Source organism: Tenacibaculum discolor (genome assembly GCF_003664185.1).
GTDB lineage: Bacteria > Bacteroidota > Bacteroidia > Flavobacteriales > Flavobacteriaceae > Polaribacter > Polaribacter discolor.
On record NZ_RCCS01000010.1, the window covers coordinates 163,997 to 184,508 of the forward strand.

At 33.6% G+C, this 20,512-nt stretch carries 17 protein-coding genes and 5 tRNA genes; 21 read left to right on the forward strand and 1 reads right to left on the reverse strand.

Features of this window, described 5'->3' with window-relative positions; translation table 11 throughout:
• Positions 1 to 12: 12 nt before the first annotated feature.
• The 16 genes from hpf to C8N27_RS14335 all read left to right on the forward strand — a co-directional run bounded on the left by hpf (position 13) and on the right by C8N27_RS14335 (position 13,990).
• On the forward strand, positions 13 to 321 hold the full coding sequence (hpf, locus tag C8N27_RS14260) for a ribosome hibernation-promoting factor, HPF/YfiA family (protein ID WP_099214071.1): 309 nt from the start codon (positions 13 to 15) through the stop codon (positions 319 to 321).
• Between the two features lie 97 nt (positions 322 to 418).
• A tRNA-Thr gene (locus C8N27_RS14265) sits at positions 419 to 492 on the forward strand.
• Positions 493 to 533: 41 nt separating this feature from the next.
• A tRNA-Tyr gene (locus C8N27_RS14270) sits at positions 534 to 616 on the forward strand.
• A 21-nt stretch (positions 617 to 637) separates the two neighbouring features.
• A tRNA-Gly gene (locus C8N27_RS14275) sits at positions 638 to 710 on the forward strand.
• A gap of 11 nt (positions 711 to 721) precedes the next feature.
• Positions 722 to 794, forward strand: a tRNA-Thr gene (locus C8N27_RS14280).
• Between the two features lie 75 nt (positions 795 to 869).
• Positions 870 to 2,057, forward strand: coding sequence for an elongation factor Tu (gene tuf, locus C8N27_RS14285; protein ID WP_099214072.1), 1,188 nt, complete (start codon positions 870 to 872; stop codon positions 2,055 to 2,057).
• Between the two features lie 59 nt (positions 2,058 to 2,116).
• Positions 2,117 to 2,189, forward strand: a tRNA-Trp gene (locus tag C8N27_RS14290).
• A 54-nt stretch (positions 2,190 to 2,243) separates the two neighbouring features.
• Positions 2,244 to 2,435 carry a preprotein translocase subunit SecE gene (gene secE, locus C8N27_RS14295; RefSeq protein WP_099214073.1) on the forward strand — a complete coding sequence of 64 codons (192 nt, stop codon included), beginning with the start codon at positions 2,244 to 2,246 and terminating at the stop codon, positions 2,433 to 2,435.
• A 2-nt stretch (positions 2,436 to 2,437) separates the two neighbouring features.
• Entirely contained in the window at positions 2,438 to 2,986 is a 549-nt protein-coding gene (gene nusG, locus C8N27_RS14300) for a transcription termination/antitermination protein NusG (RefSeq protein ID WP_099214163.1), read from the forward strand.
• 65 nt (positions 2,987 to 3,051) lie between these two features.
• Positions 3,052 to 3,489, forward strand: a complete 438-nt coding sequence (gene rplK / locus C8N27_RS14305) for a 50S ribosomal protein L11 (RefSeq protein WP_047790105.1) — start codon at positions 3,052 to 3,054, stop codon at positions 3,487 to 3,489.
• A gap of 20 nt (positions 3,490 to 3,509) precedes the next feature.
• Positions 3,510 to 4,199 (forward strand): 50S ribosomal protein L1, encoded by a 690-nt coding sequence (gene rplA / locus C8N27_RS14310; protein ID WP_099214074.1) that lies wholly within the window; start codon positions 3,510 to 3,512, stop codon positions 4,197 to 4,199.
• Positions 4,200 to 4,220: 21 nt separating this feature from the next.
• Entirely contained in the window at positions 4,221 to 4,739 is a 519-nt protein-coding gene (gene rplJ / locus C8N27_RS14315) for a 50S ribosomal protein L10 (protein WP_099214075.1), read from the forward strand.
• Between the two features lie 50 nt (positions 4,740 to 4,789).
• Positions 4,790 to 5,164 (forward strand): 50S ribosomal protein L7/L12, encoded by a 375-nt coding sequence (rplL, locus tag C8N27_RS14320; RefSeq protein WP_099214076.1) that lies wholly within the window; start codon positions 4,790 to 4,792, stop codon positions 5,162 to 5,164.
• A 240-nt stretch (positions 5,165 to 5,404) separates the two neighbouring features.
• Complete coding sequence (gene rpoB, locus C8N27_RS14325; protein WP_099214077.1) at positions 5,405 to 9,214, forward strand: DNA-directed RNA polymerase subunit beta; 3,810 nt, start codon at positions 5,405 to 5,407, stop codon at positions 9,212 to 9,214.
• Positions 9,215 to 9,312: 98 nt separating this feature from the next.
• On the forward strand, positions 9,313 to 13,587 hold the full coding sequence (gene rpoC / locus C8N27_RS14330; RefSeq protein WP_121148335.1) for a DNA-directed RNA polymerase subunit beta': 4,275 nt from the start codon (positions 9,313 to 9,315) through the stop codon (positions 13,585 to 13,587).
• 91 nt (positions 13,588 to 13,678) lie between these two features.
• A complete protein-coding gene (locus C8N27_RS14335; protein ID WP_047790111.1) occupies positions 13,679 to 13,990 on the forward strand; it encodes a DUF3467 domain-containing protein in 312 nt (103 codons plus the stop codon).
• A gap of 56 nt (positions 13,991 to 14,046) precedes the next feature.
• On the opposite strand, the gene C8N27_RS14340 is transcribed toward C8N27_RS14335, so the two are convergent.
• Positions 14,047 to 14,733, reverse strand: a complete 687-nt coding sequence (locus tag C8N27_RS14340; RefSeq protein ID WP_099214079.1) for a Crp/Fnr family transcriptional regulator — start codon at positions 14,731 to 14,733, stop codon at positions 14,047 to 14,049.
• Positions 14,734 to 14,836: 103 nt separating this feature from the next.
• On the opposite strand from C8N27_RS14340, the gene C8N27_RS14345 reads away from it, so the two are divergent.
• The 5 genes from C8N27_RS14345 to C8N27_RS14365 all read left to right on the forward strand — a co-directional run bounded on the left by C8N27_RS14345 (position 14,837) and on the right by C8N27_RS14365 (position 20,458).
• Positions 14,837 to 17,209: a heavy metal translocating P-type ATPase gene (locus tag C8N27_RS14345; protein ID WP_121148337.1), complete on the forward strand. Its 2,373-nt coding sequence runs from the start codon at positions 14,837 to 14,839 to the stop codon at positions 17,207 to 17,209.
• Between the two features lie 4 nt (positions 17,210 to 17,213).
• Positions 17,214 to 17,879, forward strand: coding sequence for a deoxyribose-phosphate aldolase (gene deoC, locus C8N27_RS14350; RefSeq protein ID WP_121148339.1), 666 nt, complete (start codon positions 17,214 to 17,216; stop codon positions 17,877 to 17,879).
• Positions 17,880 to 17,921: 42 nt separating this feature from the next.
• On the forward strand, positions 17,922 to 18,620 hold the full coding sequence (deoD, locus tag C8N27_RS14355) for a purine-nucleoside phosphorylase (protein WP_121148342.1): 699 nt from the start codon (positions 17,922 to 17,924) through the stop codon (positions 18,618 to 18,620).
• 51 nt (positions 18,621 to 18,671) lie between these two features.
• Positions 18,672 to 20,033: an oxygen-independent coproporphyrinogen III oxidase gene (gene hemN / locus C8N27_RS14360; RefSeq protein ID WP_121148482.1), complete on the forward strand. Its 1,362-nt coding sequence runs from the start codon at positions 18,672 to 18,674 to the stop codon at positions 20,031 to 20,033.
• Positions 20,034 to 20,122: 89 nt separating this feature from the next.
• Positions 20,123 to 20,458: a hypothetical protein gene (locus C8N27_RS14365; RefSeq protein ID WP_099214084.1), complete on the forward strand. Its 336-nt coding sequence runs from the start codon at positions 20,123 to 20,125 to the stop codon at positions 20,456 to 20,458.
• The last annotated feature ends 54 nt before the right edge of the window (positions 20,459 to 20,512 follow it).

Here is a 20,512-nt window from a genome sequence, read left to right on the forward strand (position 1 = left end):
GATCGAAGAATTATGAAGGTATTCACGCAATCAGTAAATTTCTCAGCAGACAAAAAATTAATAGACTTCATTGAGAAAAAAGTAGGGGGATTAGAAAAGTTTCATGATAAGATCGTTGATGCAGAAGTTTTTTTGAAAGTGCAAAAAACGAGTGAAAAAGAAAATAAAATAACTGAAGTAAAAATTAACATACCTGGAAATGAATTAATCGTAAAAAAGCAAACTAAAACCTTTGAAGAAGGGATTAGTGTATCTGTTGAATCTTTAAAACGACAGTTGCAAAAATCAAAAGAAAAATCAAAGGATGCCTTAGTGTCATAAAAACAATAAAAAATAATTAAAAAAGTTTTAAAAATTAAAAATTACTTTTTACATTTGCAGTCCGTTAGAAATAGCGGATTGTTTTTTTATAGCAAAAGCCGATGTAGCTCAGCTGGCTAGAGCAGCTGATTTGTAATCAGCAGGTCGTGGGTTCGAGTCCCTCCATCGGCTCTAAAAAAATAAAAGTTCATTAAAATACTATTTAAGGTTTAGGGGAGATTCCAGAGCGGCCAAATGGGACGGACTGTAACTCCGTTGTCTTACGACTTCGCAGGTTCGAATCCTGCTCTCCCCACTATCTTAATAAAATTTTATTGCGGGAGTAGCTCAGTTGGTAGAGCGTCAGCCTTCCAAGCTGAATGTCGCCAGTTCGAACCTGGTCTCCCGCTCTAAATTCGTTGCCGACATAGCTCAGTTGGTAGAGCGCATCCTTGGTAGGGATGAGGTCACGGGTTCAAATCCCGTTGTTGGCTCTATTTTAGAGTTTATTTGACAAGAGTTTAAAAATAACACTAAATATATTTAACTAAGAATTAAAATTAATAATCATGGCAAAAGGAACTTATGATCGTTCGAAACCGCACTTAAACGTAGGTACTATTGGTCACGTAGATCACGGTAAAACTACTTTAACTGCTGCAATTACTAAAGTATTAGCAGATGCTGGATTTTCTGAGCAGAGAGCTTTTGATCAAATCGATAACGCTCCAGAAGAAAAAGAAAGAGGTATCACAATTAACTCTTCTCACGTAGAGTATGCAACAGCAAACCGTCACTACGCACACGTTGACTGTCCAGGTCACGCCGATTACGTAAAGAACATGGTAACTGGTGCTGCACAAATGGATGGAGCTATCTTAGTAGTAGCTGCTACAGATGGTCCTATGCCTCAAACTCGTGAGCACATCTTATTAGGTCGTCAGGTAGGTATTCCACGTATCGTTGTTTTCTTAAACAAAGTTGATATGGTTGATGACGAGGAGTTGTTAGAATTAGTAGAAATGGAAGTAAGAGATTTATTATCTTTCTATGAATATGATGGAGATAATGGTCCTGTAATTGCTGGTTCTGCTTTAGGTGCATTAAACGGAGAGCAAAAGTGGGTTGATACAGTTTTAGAATTAATGGAAGCTGTTGATAACTGGATCGAAGAGCCACCAAGAGATACTGAAAAAGATTTCTTAATGCCTATCGAAGATGTATTCTCTATTACTGGTCGTGGTACAGTTGCAACTGGACGTATCGAAACTGGTATCGTAAATACTGGAGATCCTGTAGAGATTATCGGTATGGGAGATGAAAAGTTAACATCTACTGTAACTGGTATCGAAATGTTCCGTCAAATCTTAGATAGAGGTGAGGCTGGAGATAACGCAGGTATCTTATTAAGAGGTATTGAAAAGACTCAAATTAAGAGAGGAATGGTAATCTGTAAGCCAGGTTCTATTACTCCACACGCTAAGTTTAAAGCTGAGGTGTATATCTTAAAGAAAGAAGAAGGTGGACGTCACACTCCATTCCATAACAACTACCGTCCACAGTTCTACGTACGTACAACTGACGTAACAGGTAACATTAACTTACCAGAAGGTGTTGAAATGGTAATGCCAGGTGATAACTTAACTATTACAGTTGATTTAATCCAACCTATCGCATTAAACACAGGTTTACAGTTCGCTATCCGTGAAGGAGGTAGAACAGTAGGAGCTGGTCAGGTAACTGAAATCTTAGACTAATTATAGTTTAATAATAAAGTATAAGGAGTCTCTTTTTAAGAGAGAGACTCCTTTAAAATACGGGTTTAGCTCAGTTGGTAGAGCACTGGTCTCCAAAACCAGGTGTCGGGAGTTCGAGTCTCTCAACCCGTGCAAAAAACTAAAACGAGTTGTGGTGAAAACTGCAACTCGTTAAAAGGATAAAATATGAGTAACTTTGTACAATACATTAAAGATTCTTTTGAAGAATTAAATACCAACATGACTTGGATTTCTCGTGAAGAAGCTCAAAAGTCTACTGTCGTAGTAGCAGCATTTACAATTGTATTTGCTCTAGTTGTGGCTGGAATAGATTGGGTTTTTCAAACAGGGTTAGATAACTTCTTTAAAATGTTTTAATGATGGCTGATTCGGTGATGAAGTGGTATGTGGTTAGAGCTATTGGAGGTCAAGAAAATAAGGTAAAAACTTATATCGAGACTGAGATTGCTCGTCATGGGTTGTCTGATTTTGTGAACCAAGTAATTGTTCCTACAGAAAAAGTTATTCAAGTAAGAAACGGAAAGAAAATTAACAGAGAAAGAGTTTACTTTCCAGGTTATGTAATGGTAGAAGCTAATTTAGCAGGAGAGGTTCCTCACGTAATTAAATCAGTAACAGGAGTTATTGGTTTCTTAGGTGAAACAAAAGGAGGAGATCCAGTACCAATGCGTAAGTCAGAAGTAAACAGGATGTTAGGTAAAGTAGATGAACTTTCTGTTAAAGATGAAAATATCGCAATTCCTTATACAGTAGGAGAAACTGTAAAAGTAATTGATGGTCCTTTCAATGGGTTCGATGGAACTGTTGAAAAGGTAAATGAAGAAAAGCGTAAGTTAGAAGTAATGGTTAAGATTTTTGGAAGAAAAACACCATTAGAGTTAAACTATATGCAAGTAGAGAAAATATAATAGTTACACCTATATTTAGATGGTGTTTAAGCTTCCAATTTAAACACATCGTTAAATCTTAAACAATGGCAAAAGAAGTAAGTAAATTAGTTAAACTACAAGTTAGGGGAGGTGCAGCGAATCCGTCGCCACCAGTTGGACCCGCTTTAGGTGCTGCCGGTGTTAACATCATGGAGTTCTGTAAGCAGTTTAATGCTCGTACACAGGACAAACAAGGTAAAGTATTACCTGTTGTTATTACAGTTTATACAGACAAATCATTTGAATTTGTTGTAAAAACTCCACCAGCCGCAGTACAATTATTAGAAGCGGCCAAAATTAAGAAAGGTTCAGGAGAACCTAATAGGAAAAAAGTAGCAAGCGTTTCTTGGGATCAAATTCGTGGAATTGCAGAAGACAAAATGGTAGATATGAATGCCTTTGAAGTTGAGTCTGCAATGAGAATGATTGCTGGAACTGCTCGTTCTATGGGATTAACAGTAACAGGTGATGCACCTGCTTAAACTTTAAAAGATATTTAGAAATGGCAATTACTAGAAAGCAAAAAGAAGCTCGTGCTAAGGTAGATAGCTCTAAAGTTTATAGCTTACAAGATGCATCAGCATTAGTTAAAGAGATTACAAACGTAAAATTTGATGCGTCTGTTGATTTAGCAGTACGTTTAGGAGTAGATCCTCGTAAAGCTAATCAAATGGTTCGTGGTGTTGTAACATTACCTCACGGAACAGGTAAAGATGTAAAAGTTTTAGCATTAGTTACTCCAGATAAAGAAGCAGAAGCTAAAGAAGCTGGTGCTGATTATGTTGGGTTAGATGAATACCTTCAAAAAATTAAAGGAGGATGGACTGATGTAGACGTTATTATTACTATGCCAAGTGTAATGGGTAAATTAGGTCCTTTAGGACGTGTATTAGGTCCTCGTGGTTTAATGCCTAACCCAAAAACTGGTACAGTAACTATGGATGTTGCAAAAGCAGTACAAGAAGTTAAAGCTGGTAAAATCGACTTTAAAGTAGATAAAACTGGTATTGTACACGCTGCAATCGGAAAAGCGTCTTTCGATGCTACGAAGATTGAAGAAAATGCAAATGAGTTATTACAAACATTAATTAAATTAAAGCCAACAGCGGCAAAAGGAACATATATTAAAAGCATCTTTATGTCTTCTACAATGAGTCCTAGTGTTGCTATAGATGTAAAATCTGTATCGTAAGGCAGTTAAAACTTTTTAATTATGACTAGAGAGGAAAAATCACAAGTAATACAAGATTTAACAGCACAATTAGCAGATACAAGTACCATCTATTTAGCAGATATTTCTGGTTTAGATGCAGCAACTACATCTAACTTACGTAGAGCTTGTTTTAAAGCAAACGTACAATTGGCTGTTGTAAAAAACACATTGCTTTCAAAAGCAATGGAAGCTTCTGATAAAGATTTTGGAGAGTTACCAGATGTATTAAAAGGAAATACTTCAATGTTAATTGCTGAAGCAGCTAATGCACCAGCAAAAGTTATCAAAGAGTTCAGAAAAAAATCAAAAGATCGTCCTTTATTAAAAGGAGCGTATGTTGAAGAAGCAGTTTATATTGGAGATGACCAACTAGACGCTCTTGTTAACATCAAATCTAGAGAAGAACTTATTGGAGATATTATTACCTTATTACAATCTCCTGCTAAGAATGTTGTTTCAGCATTACAATCAGGTGGTGGTAAGTTATCAGGTATCTTAAAGACATTATCAGAAAAATAATTTCGCGCACTAATAAACTAAATAAATAAAATTTTTAAAAAACAATTAAAATGGCAGATTTAAAAGATTTCGCAGAACAATTAGTTAACTTAACAGTAAAAGAAGTTAATGAATTAGCTGATATTTTAAAAGAAGAGTATGGTATTGAGCCAGCAGCAGCAGCAGTAGCAGTAGCAGGACCAGCAGCAGGTGGTGGAGATGCAGCTGAAGAAAAAACTGAGTTTGATGTAATCTTAAAAGCAGCAGGAGGTTCTAAATTAGCAGTTGTAAAATTAGTTAAAGAATTAACTGGATTAGGATTAAAAGAAGCTAAAGGTATTGTAGATAGCGCACCAGCACCAATTAAAGAAGCTGTATCTAAAGATGAGGCAGAAGGTCTTAAGAAGTCTTTAGAAGAAGCAGGAGCTGAGGTAGAGCTTAAGTAAGCTATACTCCCGAATTATTAAAAAACGGGAAAAAACAATAAAGGTTTAGGTACTAAAAACTTATGTTTTTAGGCCTAAACCATTTTGTGTATATATTCGTTCTTTATTTTTCACAATTTGCAGAATTGTGAATTTACGATTATAAAGTGCTGATTTTTAATCAGTAACAGCAATTAAAATTGCAGTATTGAAACTGTTAAGTTTCAAAAATAATATTTTTAATTAAAAATAGCATCTCTTTTGGCAACGATAAATACTACTGAAAGAATTAACTTCGCGTCATCGCAGTTAGGAGCTGATTATCCAGATTTTTTAGATATTCAGGTAAAATCTTTCCAAGATTTCTTCCAATTGCAAACTAAAGCTGAAGAGCGAGGAGAAGAAGGTTTGTATAAAACTTTCATGGATAACTTCCCGATTACAGATACACGTAATCAATTTGTATTAGAATTTTTAGACTACTTTGTAGATCCACCAAGATACAGCATTCAAGAATGTATTGAACGTGGATTAACTCACAGTGTACCTCTAAAAGCACGTTTAAAATTATATTGTACCGACCCAGAACACGAAGATTTCGAAACAATCGTTCAAGATGTTTATTTAGGTACAATTCCTTATATGACAAACTCTGGTACCTTTATTATAAATGGTGCAGAAAGAGTTGTTGTGTCACAATTACACCGTTCACCAGGTGTATTCTTTGGGCAATCTTTCCACGCTAACGGAACCAAACTATACTCAGCAAGAGTAATTCCATTTAAAGGTTCTTGGATCGAATTTGCTACAGATATCAATCAAGTAATGTATGCTTATATTGATAGAAAGAAAAAATTACCAGTAACAACGTTATTCAGAGCCATAGGTTTTGAAAGAGATAAAGATATTTTAGAAATCTTTGATTTAGCAGAAGAAGTAAAAGTTTCTAAAGCTGGATTAAAGAAAGTATTAGGGCGTAAATTAGCAGCAAGAGTATTAAAAACTTGGCACGAAGATTTCGTAGATGAAGATACAGGAGAAGTTGTATCTATTGAACGTAACGAAATTATTTTCGACCGTGATACTATTATAGAAAAAGAACATATTGATGAAATAATTGAATCTGGAGCTAAAACTGTATTATTACATAAAGAAGACAACCAGCAAGCAGATTATGCCATCATTCATAATACATTACAAAAAGACCCTACAAACTCTGAAAAAGAAGCTGTAGAGCACGTATATAGACAATTACGTAATGCTGAACCGCCAGACGAGGAAACTGCAAGAGGAATTATTGAAAAATTATTCTTCTCAGAGCAACGTTATAGCTTAGGTGAGGTAGGACGTTTTAGAATGAATACTAAACTTCAGTTAAATGAAGATTTAGATCAAAAGGTATTAACTAAGAACGATATCATTACAATTATTAAGTATTTAATTGAGTTAATCAATTCAAAAGCTGAAGTAGATGATATCGATCACTTATCTAACCGTCGTGTTAGAACTGTTGGAGAGCAATTAGCAGGTCAATTTGGTGTAGGTTTAGCTCGTATGGCACGTACAATTCGTGAAAGAATGAATGTTCGTGATAATGAAGTATTTACTCCAATCGACTTAATTAACGCTAAGACTTTATCTTCAGTAATTAACTCTTTCTTTGGTACCAACCAGTTATCTCAGTTCATGGATCAAACCAACCCATTAGCAGAGATTACTCACAAGCGTCGTTTATCGGCATTAGGACCTGGAGGTTTATCACGTGAAAGAGCAGGTTTCGAGGTTCGTGACGTTCACTATACACACTATGGTCGTTTATGTCCTATTGAAACACCTGAAGGACCAAACATTGGACTTATTTCTTCTTTAGCTGTTTATGCTAAAGTAAATAATATGGGATTCATTGAAACACCATATAAGAAAGTAGAAGAAGGAAGTGTTTTAGGAGAAGAGCCTATTTATTTAAGTGCAGAAGAGGAAGAAGGAATGAAGATTGCTCAATCTAATTTACCAATAGCAGAAGATGGTAAGATAGAGAGAGATAGAGTAATTGCACGTGAAGAAGGTGATTTCCCAGTTGAAAGTCCTGAAGCAATTAACTATATGGACGTTGCTCCAAACCAAATTGCTTCGATTTCAGCATCGTTAATTCCTTTCTTAGAACATGATGATGCGAACCGTGCATTGATGGGATCAAACATGATGCGTCAAGCAGTTCCATTATTACGTCCAGAATCTCCAATCGTAGGTACAGGTTTAGAGCGTAGAGTAGCAAAAGACTCTCGTATCTTAATCAACGCTGAAGGAGCAGGTACTGTAGAGTATGTAGATGCAAATAAAATAACAATTAAGTATGATAGAACAGAAGAAGAGCGTATGGTAAGCTTTGATTCTGACGAAATATCATATAACTTAATTAAGTTTAGAAAAACTAACCAAGGTACTAACATAAACCTAAAACCAATTGTAAAAGTTGGTGATAGAGTTGAAGAAGGTCAAGTGCTTTGTGAAGGATATGCAACACAAAAAGGAGAATTAGCTTTAGGTAGAAACATGAAAGTAGCCTTTATGCCTTGGAAAGGGTATAACTTTGAGGATGCGATTGTGATTTCTGAAAAAGTAGTTCGTGAAGATATTTTTACTTCTATTCATATTGATGAATATTCATTAGATGTTCGTGATACGAAATTAGGAGCTGAAGAATTAACAAACGATATTCCTAACGTTTCTGAAGAGGCTACAAAAGACTTAGATGAAAATGGAATGATTCGTATTGGAGCAGAAGTAAATCCAGGTGATATCTTAATTGGTAAGATTACACCAAAAGGAGAATCTGATCCAACTCCAGAAGAAAAATTATTACGTGCTATCTTTGGTGATAAAGCAGGTGATGTAAAAGATGCATCATTAAAAGCTTCTCCATCATTAAGAGGTGTTGTAATTAATAAAAAATTATTCAAACGCGCAGTAAAAGATAAGAATAAGCGTGCTCGTGATAAAGAAGCAATTGCAGCTTTAGAAGCATCTTATGTATCTAAATTTGAAGAGTTAAAAGATGTTTTAGTTGAGAAATTATTCAACTTAGTATCAGGTAAAACTTCTCAAGGAGTGTTTAATGATTTAGGAGAAGAAGTATTACCAAAAGGTAAAAAGTTCACACAAAAAATGTTAAACTCTGTTGAAGACTTTACACATTTAAGTGGAACTTGGACTACCGATAAAGACTTAAATCAATTAGTTGTTGAGTTAGTTCATAACTATAAGATTAAAGTAAACGACTTACAAGGAGTTTTACGTCGTGAGAAGTTTACAATTTCTGTAGGAGACGAATTACCAGCAGGAATCTTAAAACTTGCTAAAATATACGTAGCTAAGAAACGTAAGTTAAAAGTTGGTGATAAGATGGCGGGACGTCACGGAAACAAAGGTATTGTTGCACGTATTGTACGTCAAGAAGATATGCCTTTCTTAGAAGACGGAACACCAGTAGATATCGTATTAAATCCATTAGGGGTACCATCTCGTATGAATATTGGTCAGATTTATGAAACTGTTCTTGGATGGGCAGGTCAAAAATTAGGTCAAAAATATGCGACACCTATTTTTGATGGTGCTAAAATAGATCAAATTAATGCTTTAACAGATGAAGCTGGAATACCACGTTACGGACATACATATTTATATGATGGAGGTACAGGTAAACGTTTTGATCAGCCAGCAACGGTAGGGGTAATTTATATGATTAAGTTAGGTCACATGATTGAAGATAAGATGCACGCGCGTTCTATTGGACCTTACTCATTAATTACTCAGCAACCATTAGGTGGTAAGGCACAGTTTGGTGGTCAGCGTTTTGGTGAGATGGAAGTTTGGGCACTTGAAGCATACGGTGCATCAAGTATCTTACGTGAAATCTTAACTGTTAAGTCTGATGATGTATTAGGTAGAGCAAAAACTTACGAGTCTATCGTTAAAGGAGAAGCAATGCCAGAACCAGGTTTACCAGAATCATTTAACGTATTAATGCACGAACTTAAAGGTTTAGGATTAGACGTTAAGTTAGAAGAATAATCACAGTGAAATGTCTCAGAGCAAAAGCTCTGAGGCAAATCATTTTTTCAATATCAGTCTTATTATAAGACATTTATTTTTAATTCGAATCCATTATCATGGCAAGAAAAAACGAAAAATACACTGTTAAGAAGTTTAACAAAATTTCAATAGGTTTAGCATCACCTGAGTCTATTTTAGAGGCTTCTAAAGGAGAGGTGTTAAAACCAGAAACTATAAACTACCGTACACACAAACCAGAAAGAGATGGGTTATTTTGTGAGCGTATCTTTGGTCCTGTAAAAGACTATGAGTGTGCGTGTGGTAAATATAAAAGAATTCGATATAAAGGTATCGTTTGTGACCGTTGTGGTGTTGAAGTTACTGAGAAAAAAGTACGTAGAGATAGAGTAGGTCATATTAACTTAGTAGTACCAGTTGCACATATCTGGTACTTTAGATCATTACCTAACAAAATGGGATACCTTTTAGGGTTACCATCTAAGAAGTTAGATATGATTATTTACTACGAACGTTACGTAGTAATTCAGCCAGGTATTGCTAAAAATGCTGAAGGAGAGCCATTACAAAAAATGGACTTCTTAACTGAGGAAGAGTATTTAGATATCGTAGATGAACTTCCACAGGAAAATATGTACTTAGAAGATTCTGATCCTAATAAGTTTATCGCTAAAATGGGAGCAGAGTGTTTAATTGATTTATTAGAAAGAATTGATTTAGACGAGTTATCATATCAGTTACGTCATAAAGCAAATACTGAAACATCTAAGCAACGTAAAAATGAAGCATTAAAACGTTTAAATGTTGTTGAAGCATTTAGAGACTCTCAAAAAAATAGAGAGAATAATCCAGAATGGATGATAATGAAAGTAGTTCCGGTTATTCCACCAGAATTACGTCCATTAGTACCATTAGATGGAGGTCGTTTCGCAACTTCTGATTTAAATGATTTATATCGTCGTGTAATTATCCGTAACAATCGTTTAAAGCGATTAATGGAAATTAAAGCACCGGAAGTAATTTTACGTAATGAGAAACGTATGTTACAAGAATCAGTAGATTCATTATTTGATAACACACGTAAATCATCTGCAGTAAAAACAGAGTCTAACAGACCATTAAAATCATTATCTGATAGTTTAAAAGGTAAACAAGGTCGTTTCCGTCAAAACTTATTAGGTAAGCGTGTTGATTACTCTGCACGTTCGGTAATTGTTGTTGGACCAGAATTAAAATTATACGAATGTGGATTGCCAAAAGATATGGCAGCTGAATTATACAAACCTTTTGTTATTCGTAAGTTAATCGAAAGAGGAATTGTTAAGACAGTAAAATCTGCAAAGAAAATAATAGATAGAAAAGAACCAGTTGTTTGGGATATCTTAGAAAATGTAATTAAAGGACATCCAGTTTTATTAAACCGTGCCCCTACCTTACACCGTTTAGGTATTCAAGCTTTTCAACCAAAATTAATCGAAGGAAAGGCAATTCGTTTACACCCATTAGTATGTACGGCATTTAACGCCGATTTTGATGGGGATCAAATGGCGGTTCACTTACCATTAGGACCAGAAGCTATTTTAGAAGCGCAGTTATTAATGTTAGCTTCTCATAATATCTTAAACCCTGCAAACGGAGCACCAATTACGGTACCGTCTCAGGATATGGTTTTAGGGTTATACTATATGACAAAAGAAAGAAAGTCAACTCCAGAAGTGCCTATTAAGGGTGAAGGATTAACTTTCTATTCTCCAGAAGAAGTTACTATTGCTTATAATGAAGACAGAGTAGACTTAAATGCTGGAATAAAAGTAAGAACCAAAGATTTCAACGAAAACGGAGAGTTAGTAACTCAAATAATTGAAACTACTGTAGGTAGAGTATTATTTAATGAAGTAGTACCAGAGCAGGCAGGATATATTAATGAGGTATTAACAAAGAAATCGTTACGTGGAATTATTGGAAATATCTTAAAAGTAACAGATATTCCATCTATAGGTAAATTCTTAGATGATATTAAAGGTATGGGGTATACGTTTGCCTTCCAAGGAGGTTTATCGTTCTCATTAGGAGATATCATTATTCCTGAAGAAAAGCATGCGATGATTGCCGAAGCTAACAAAGAAGTGGATGGAATCGTTATGAACTATAACATGGGGATGTTAACGCAAAAAGAGCGTTACAACCAGGTAATTGATGTTTGGGGATCTACTAATAATAGATTAACTGAATTATCAATGAAACGTTTACGTGAAGATCAACAAGGATTTAACTCTGTATTTATGATGTTAGATTCTGGAGCACGTGGATCGAAAGAGCAGATTCGTCAGTTAACAGGTATGCGTGGATTAATGGCGAAACCTAAAAAATCGACTGCAGGAGGTGGAGAAATTATTGAAAACCCAATTTTATCGAACTTTAAAGAAGGTTTATCAATTTTAGAATACTTTATCTCAACGCACGGTGCACGTAAAGGTCTTGCCGATACCGCATTAAAAACAGCCGATGCAGGATATTTAACACGTCGTTTAGTAGATGTATCTCAAGATGTAATCGTTAACGAAGAAGATTGTGGTACATTAAGAGGATTAGAAGTTTCTCCATTAAAGAAAAACGATGAAATCGTTGAACCTTTAAGTGAAAGAATTACAGGTCGTACTGCATTATATGATGTTTACGCACCAGCATCTGATGAATTATTAGTTGAAGCAGGTGAGTTAATTACTCCAGTTTTAGCAGATAAAATTGAAGCTTCAGGAGTAGATAAAGTAGAAGTACGTTCAGCATTAACATGTGAATCTGAAAGAGGAATTTGTGAAAAATGTTACGGACAAAGTTTATCTACTGGTAAAAAAGTTCAAAGAGGTGAAGCAGTTGGTGTAATTGCAGCACAGTCTATTGGAGAACCAGGTACACAGTTAACATTACGTACATTCCACGTTGGAGGGGTAGCAGGAAACATCTCAGAAGATAACAAGCTAATTTCTAAATTCGATGGAGCTGTAACAATTGATGACTTACGTACTGTAAAAGGTAAAGATACAGCAGGAGAAGAAGTAGATATCGTTATTTCTCGTACTGCAGAAATCAAAATTACCGATAAGAAAACAGGAATTGTATTAAGTACTAACATTATTCCTTACGGTTCTATCATCTTTGATAAAGATAGAAAGACAATAAAGAAAGGAGATGCAGTATGTCAATGGGATCCATTTAACGGAGTTATTGTTTCTGAGTTTGGAGGAAAAGTTAAGTTTGACAATTTAGAACAAGGAATTAACTTCTCTGTAGAAATTGATGAACAAACAGGTTTCCAAGAAAAAGTAATTACTGATTCTAAAAACAAGAAAATTATTCCTTCATTAATTATTGAGGATGCTGATGGTAATGCTTTACGTTCGTACAGTTTACCAGTAGGAGCACACTTAATGGTAAGTGATGGAGATAAAGTAGAGTCAGGTAAAACATTAGTTAAGATTCCTCGTAAGTCCGGTAAAGCAGGAGATATTACAGGAGGTTTACCACGTGTAACAGAGTTATTCGAAGCACGTAACCCTTCTAATCCAGCTGTAGTAGCACAAATTGATGGAGTTGTGTCATTTGGTAAAATTAAGCGTGGTAACCGTGAAATTATTATCGAATCTAAAACAGGAGAGATTAAGAAATACTTAATTAAGTTATCTAATCAAATCTTAGTTCAAGAAAACGACTTTATTAAAGCAGGAATGCCATTATCTGATGGAGCAATTACTCCTATTGATATTTTAAATATTAAAGGACCTTCAGCAGTTCAAGAATACTTAGTAAACGAAATTCAAGAAGTATATCGTTTACAAGGGGTAAAAATTAATGACAAGCATTTTGAAGTAGTAGTACGTCAAATGATGCGTAAAGTTAGAATTATTGATTCAGGAGATACTTTATTCTTAGAAAATCAATTAGTTCATAAAACTGATTTCATCAAAGAAAATGACGCTATTTACGGAATGAAAGTTGTTGAAGACGCTGGAGACTCTGCAAACTTAAAACCAGGACAAATAGTTACAGCTCGTCAATTAAGAGATGAAAACTCTTTATTACGTAGAGAAGATAAAAACTTAGTAGTAGCACGTGATGCACAACCAGCAACAGCTGAGCAAGTATTACAAGGTATTACAAGAGCATCGTTACAAACGAAGTCATTTATCTCAGCTGCATCATTCCAGGAAACAACTAAAGTATTAAATGAAGCTGCTGTAAACGGTAAAATTGATACCTTAGAAGGATTAAAAGAAAATGTAATTGTTGGTAAACGTATACCAGCAGGTACAGGAATGAGAGCTTACGAAGATATAGTAGTTGGACCTAAGGATGAGATTGAACAAAGTTTATAAAAACTTAAGTTTATAAATAATATCAAGGGTTTAGAGTTCTTAGAACTCTAAACCCTTATTTTTTAACTAAATAATATTAAGAGACTTAATTATGGAAGATAATAAGAAAGAACCACAATTAAATATAGAGTTAGATCAAGAAATAGCAGAAGGAACTTATAGTAATTTAGCTATCATAAACCATTCTGTATCAGAGTTTATTGTTGATTTTATAAATATTATGCCAGGAGTTCCTAAAGCAAAAGTAAAATCAAGAATTATTTTAACTCCACAACATGCAAAACGTTTATCAAAAGCTTTAGCAGACAATATTCGTAAGTTTGAACAAGCTCATGGAGAAATAAAAGATTATGAGCAACCACCAATTCCAATGAATTTTGGAGGAACCACAGGTGAAGCTTAAAACAAAAAAATCGTCTATTTAGACGATTTTTTTGTTTGTAATAATATTAATAAGGTTTAAAAACCTTCAGAAAGTTCTTTTAGAGCTTTCACATCAGTTATAAAAATTTCTTTACCTTTTAAATCGATTAGTTTTTTCTTTTTAAATTCAGAAAGTAAACGAATAGCACTTTCAGTTGCTGTACCTATAATATTAGCTATATCTTCTCTTGATAAATTAATATTTATAGAGCCATTTTCGTTTTTATCAAACTTTGAGTCTAGTAATAATAGAGTGGCAGCCAAACGTTGTTTAACAGTCTTTTGAGCCATATCTACAATAACATCATCAGCTTTCTTTAAAGAATTGGCCATTTTCTTTAAAACATCCATAGAAAAGTTAGAATTGTTTTCTAAATCTCTAAGAATTTCTTCTTTAGGAATAAAGCAAACCTCCATATCATTCACGGCAATAGCTTTTAAGTTTGAAGCCTCATTGTTTATTAAACTACGCTCACCTAAAATATCACCTTTTCTTATTAAGTGAATAATTTGGTCTCTACCATTATCACTCATTTTAGACACTTTACAAACACCATCTTTAACACAAAAAACACCATTAATGTATTCGCCTTCATCAAAAAGAACTTCACCTTTTTTTATTTTTTTAGACGTTTTACACCCAGTAATTCTTATCAATTCATCTTTGGTTAAAGCCTTCAAAGAATTAAATTCTCGAATGATACATTGCTCACACTTGCTCATAGATATGCCCTTTTTTTACTACTCAAATATACGGAAAACCTGACAATTATCATGTTTTTATTTAATATCTTATCGGACATTTGTACTAGGCAAAAGAGTAAATATGGAAAGCACAACATGTTTTCATTGTGGTAACGAGTGCGACACAAAAACAATTACAATAGAGGATAAATTTTTCTGCTGTAATGGGTGTAAAACAGTTTATGAAATTTTTTCAGAGAACGATTTAACTTGTTATTACGATTTTCAAAACAACCCAGGAGCAATACCTGAAGAGATACAAGGAAAATATGATTTCTTGGATAATGAATCCATTGTAGATAAACTATTAGAGTTTAACGATGGTAATGTACAAGTAGTAAATTTATATATTCCACATATACATTGTAGCTCATGTATCTGGGTATTAGAAAATTTACACAAACTACAAGAGTATGTGTCTTCATCACAAGTTAATTTTCCTAAGAAAACAGTACGAATCACCTTTAATTCAGAAAAAACATCACTTAAAGAAATAGTATTGTTACTAAGTTCTATAGGATATGAGCCTTATATAAGTCTTGAGGATTACGAGGTAGGTAAAAAGAAAGTAGACCGTAGTTTAATTTATAAATTAGGAATAGCAGGTTTTGCCTTTGGAAATGTGATGTTCTTGTCGTTTCCAGAATACTTTGAAGTATCAGAATATTGGTTAGAACAATACAAAGGAATCTTCCGTTGGTTAATGTTTATATTTTCCCTCCCAGTAGTTTTTTATGCAGGACAGGATTATTTTATCTCAGCTTATAAAGGACTTCGTTCAAAAATTTTGAATATTGACGTTCCTATTGCTTTAGGAATCTTAGTATTATTCGTGCGAAGTACAGCAGAAATAATTCTTGATTTAGGAACAGGTTTTTTTGATAGCTTAACAGGATTGGTGTTCTTTTTATTGCTAGGGAAATTTTTTCAGCAAAAGACCTATAACTTTCTTTCATTTGAACGCGATTATAAGTCATACTTCCCAATCGCAGTAACTAAAATAACAACGGATAAAAAAGAAGAGAACACACAAATCTATGATGTAAAAAAAGGAGATAGACTTTTAATTAGAAATCAAGAACTAATACCCGTTGATGGAATTTTAATTAACGGAGAAGCAAAAATTGATTACAGTTTTGTTACAGGTGAAGCCATTCCTGTAAATAAAAAGTCAGGAGATAAGTTATTTGCAGGAGGAAAGCAACTGTCAGGAAGTATAGAAATGGAAGTGCTAGCTTCAGTTTCACAGAGTTATTTAACACAGTTATGGAGTAACGATGTATTTCAAAAAGATAAAAACTCATCATTTAAAACCTTAACAGATAAAATCAGTAAAAACTTTACCATAACTGTACTGTCTATAGCGTTTTTGTCTACAGCTTTTTGGTTGTATTATGATTCAAGTGTAGCATTAAACGTATTCACATCAGTACTTATTATAGCTTGTCCATGTGCAATAGCATTAGCAGCACCGTTTACTTTAGGGAATATTTTACGAATTTTTGGAAGAAAGAAGTTCTATTTAAAAAATGCTACAGTCGTAGAACAGTTAGCAGCTGTAAACTCAGTTATTTTTGATAAAACAGGCACGCTTACCACTAATAAAGAGAATACGATAACGTATGAAGGAGAAGACTTAGATAAAACTCAAAGAGCGATATTAAAAAGTTCATTAAGATCTTCAAATCATCCACTGAGTAGAATGTTATACACTTCTTTAGAAGAAGAAATGTTACCAGTTGAAAGCTATCAAGAATACGTTGGAAAAGGAATTGAAGCAAGTTATAAGCATACAACTTTAAAAATAGGCTCATCATCATTTGTGAAAAACGCAAAAGAACAAGTAAATCTTGATACTTCTGTTCATATTAGTATAAATAATGAATACAAAGGAAAGTATGTATTTAAGAATGCTTATAGAAAAGGAGTTAAAGAGTTGTTTTCTAACTTAACTAAAAAATATAGTCTATCAGTAGTTTCAGGAGATAATGAAGGAGAAAAGAAATTTTTAGAAGAGTTATTACCAAAGGAAACTACATTTTTATTCAATCAAAAACCTCAAGATAAATTACACTACGTAGAAGAATTACAAGAGAAAAAGAAAAGTGTATTAATGATAGGTGATGGATTAAACGATGCAGGAGCGCTAGCGCAAAGTAATGTAGGGGTAGCGTTATCAGAAAATATAAATGTATTTTCTCCTGCTTGTGATGCTATTTTAGATGCTACAAAATTTAGTGAGATAGGCAATTATATTAAAGCATCACAAAAAGCAATAAAAATTATTAAGTATTGCTTTTTATTATCTTTAATGTACAATATTGTAGGGCTTTATTTTGCAGTAACTGGTCAATTAATGCCAGTAATAGCCGCAATTTTAATGCCGTTGAGTTCAATTAGTGTGGTAGTATTTACAACTATAGCTACCAATATTTTAGGAAGAAAAATAAAATAAAAAGATGCAGATTAATAAATATATAGATCATACGCTACTAAAAGCCACAGCTACAAAAACTGATATTATAAAACTATGTAATGAAGCTAAAGAGTATGACTTTTATGCAGTTTGTGTAAATGGATGTAATGTAGAGTTAGCAACTAAAGAATTAAAAGGTTCTGATGTAAAAGTAGCAGCAGTAATAGGTTTTCCATTAGGAGCAATGACTACAGAAACTAAAGTTTTTGAAGCTAAAAACTGTATAAAAAATGGAGCTTCAGAAATAGATATGGTTATTAATATAGGCAAGTTGTTAGAAGGAGATGAAGATTATGTAGAAAACGAAATTCGATTAATAAAAGAAGCTATTGGAGATGCTATATTAAAAGTGATTTTTGAAAACTGTTATTTATCAAAAGAGCAAATTAAAGTAGCAAGTAAATTGGCTGTTGAAGCTGGTGCTGATTTTGTAAAAACTTCTACAGGTTTTGGTACTGGAGGAGCAACCTTTGAAGACGTTGCAATAATGGATAGTGTTGTAGATGGAAAAGCTCAAATTAAAGCAGCTGGAGGTATTAGAGATATAGAAACAGCTAGGAAGTATATAGAAAATGGAGTAACTCGTTTAGGAACCTCTTCAGGAGTAGCTCTAGTAACTAGCGGTGTTTCTGATAAAAACCAATATTAAAAAACTGAATCTTAATAGTTCAAAACCTAAAAATAGTAAAGAATGAGCATACACATAGAAGCAAAAAAAGGAGAAATAGCAGAAACTGTTTTATTACCAGGTGATCCTATGCGTGCAAAATGGATTGCAGAAACATTTTTGGAAAATCCAGTTTGTTATAACGATGTTCGAGGTATGTTAGGATTCACTGGAACCTATAAAGGAAAACGGATTTCCGTACAAGGAACAGGAATGGGAATTCCTTCTGCTTTAATTTATGCTCATGAATTAATTAATGAATATGGGGTTAAAAACTTAATAAGAGTAGGTTCTGCAGGGTCGTATCAAAAAGAAGTAAAAATCCGAGACATTGTTATTGCTATGGCAGCTTCTACCAATTCAGGATTAAATACCATTCGTTTTAACGGAGCCGATTTTGCGCCAACAGCAAGTTTTGAGTTGTTTCAAAAAGCCGTAGATGCAGCAAAAGAAAAAGGAATTCCACTAAAAGCAGGAAACATCTTAAGCTCAGATGAATTTTATGCAGATGAATTTGAAAGCTATAAAAAATGGGCAGATTATGGTGTGTTGTGCGTTGAAATGGAAACCAACGGATTGTATACAGTTGCAGCAAAGCATAAAGTAAATGCATTATCAATTTTAACCATTTCAGATAGTTTGGTCACAGGAGAAAGAACCACAGCCGATGAAAGAGAACAAACCTTTAAAGAAATGATTGAAATTGCTCTAGAATTGGCGTAATGTCAGTTAGAGTGATTTTATTGAAGAATGAAACAAAACATTATCAAGAACATGAACTCACTTATTCAAAAATATAACATTCCAGGACCTAGATACACAAGCTATCCAACAGTTCCATATTGGGATAACGAAACATTTTCAAAAGAAAAATGGATAGAAACTTTTAAGCGTTCGTTTATAGAAAGCAATTCCTCAGAAGGAATTAGCTTATATATTCATTTACCATTTTGTGAGAGTTTATGTACGTTTTGTGCTTGTCACAAGCATATTACAAAACGACATGAAATGGAAGATCCGTATATAGAAACCGTTTTAAAAGAGTGGCAGTTATATGTTGATTTAGTTGACGAAACACCTATAATAAAAGAAATACATTTAGGAGGGGGAACGCCAACATTCTTTTCAGAGAAACAATTAAAAAGGTTAATTGATGGAATTTTTATCAATGCTGAAAAACACCCAGACCACGAATTTAGTTTTGAAGGGCACCCAAACAATACTACAAAAGAACACTTGCAAACATTGTACAATTTAGGTTTTACAAGAGTAAGTTTTGGGGTACAAGATTATAATCCAAAAGTACAAGAAGCTATTCATAGAGTACAACCTTTTGAAAACGTAGAAAAAGTACACAATTGGGCAAAAGAAATAGGCTACACGTCTATCAGTCACGACTTAGTATTTGGACTTCCATTCCAAACAAAAGAAAACGTAATTTATACCATTAATAAAACAAAAGAATTAGAACCCGATAGAATTTCATTTTATAGTTACGCGCATGTTCCATGGGTAAAAGGAGTAGGGCAACGTGGATTTAATGAAGATGACTTGCCTAAAAATGAAGAAAAACGCGAGTTGTATGAAATAGGTAAAGAATTATTTGCCGAAATGGGCTATGTAGAAATAGGAATGGATCATTTCGCATTACCTACTGATAGCTTATATAAAGCTACCAAAGAAAAAACACTACATCGTAACTTTATGGGATACACCGCTAATAAAACACAGTTAATGGTAGGTTTAGGAATGTCGTCAATCTCTGATTCTTGGTATGGATTTGCACAAAATGTAAAAACTGTAAAAGAATACGAAAGAATTGTGAACGAAGGAGAAATCCCTGTGTTTAGAGGGCATATATTATCAGAAGAAGACTTAATAATAAGAAAGCATATTTTAAATATTATGTGTCATTTCTCCACTTCGTGGGAAGAAGAGCAATTACAGATAAAAAATGTAGAAGCACATATAGGAAAGTTAGAAGAAATGATAGATGATGGATTGGTTTCTATTAAAGGGAAAAAGTTAACAGTTCCTGAGAAGGCAAGACCCTATGTACGTAATATTTGTATGGCATTTGACAAGAAATTACATGAAAAACAACCAGAAACAAAATTGTTTTCAATGACTATTTAATTTGTTGGTAATTAATGTTTTATAATGAGTATTGTTGTGTTTTTACTAAAAAAATGATTAAATTTGAGTGAACCTAAAAACCAGGCGTTATGGAATCATTTGAAGTAAATTGGTCAAAGGAAGAGCTACATACCTATCTTTTTATCTATTGTATTAATGCAGATTTTAAAGAAACAAAAGAAGAACTCGAAGCCATTTCTTTAAGAACAAACCAAGAAACGTATAAGAAGATGCATAAAGAGTTTGAAAAAGATAATGACTATGCTAGCATTCAAAAAATTAATAAATCACTCAAAAAATTAAACTACGGTAAAGAAGAAGTAAATAAACTATTTGAAGAAATAAAAGAATTATTTCTATCAGATGGTAGTTATGCTATTTTAGAGAAAAATCTTCTAAGAGGTTTACAAAGATTACTTAAATAAAGAGAACTTTTCGTTCTCTTTATTTTTTTTGAAAAAAAACTCAAACATGACAAA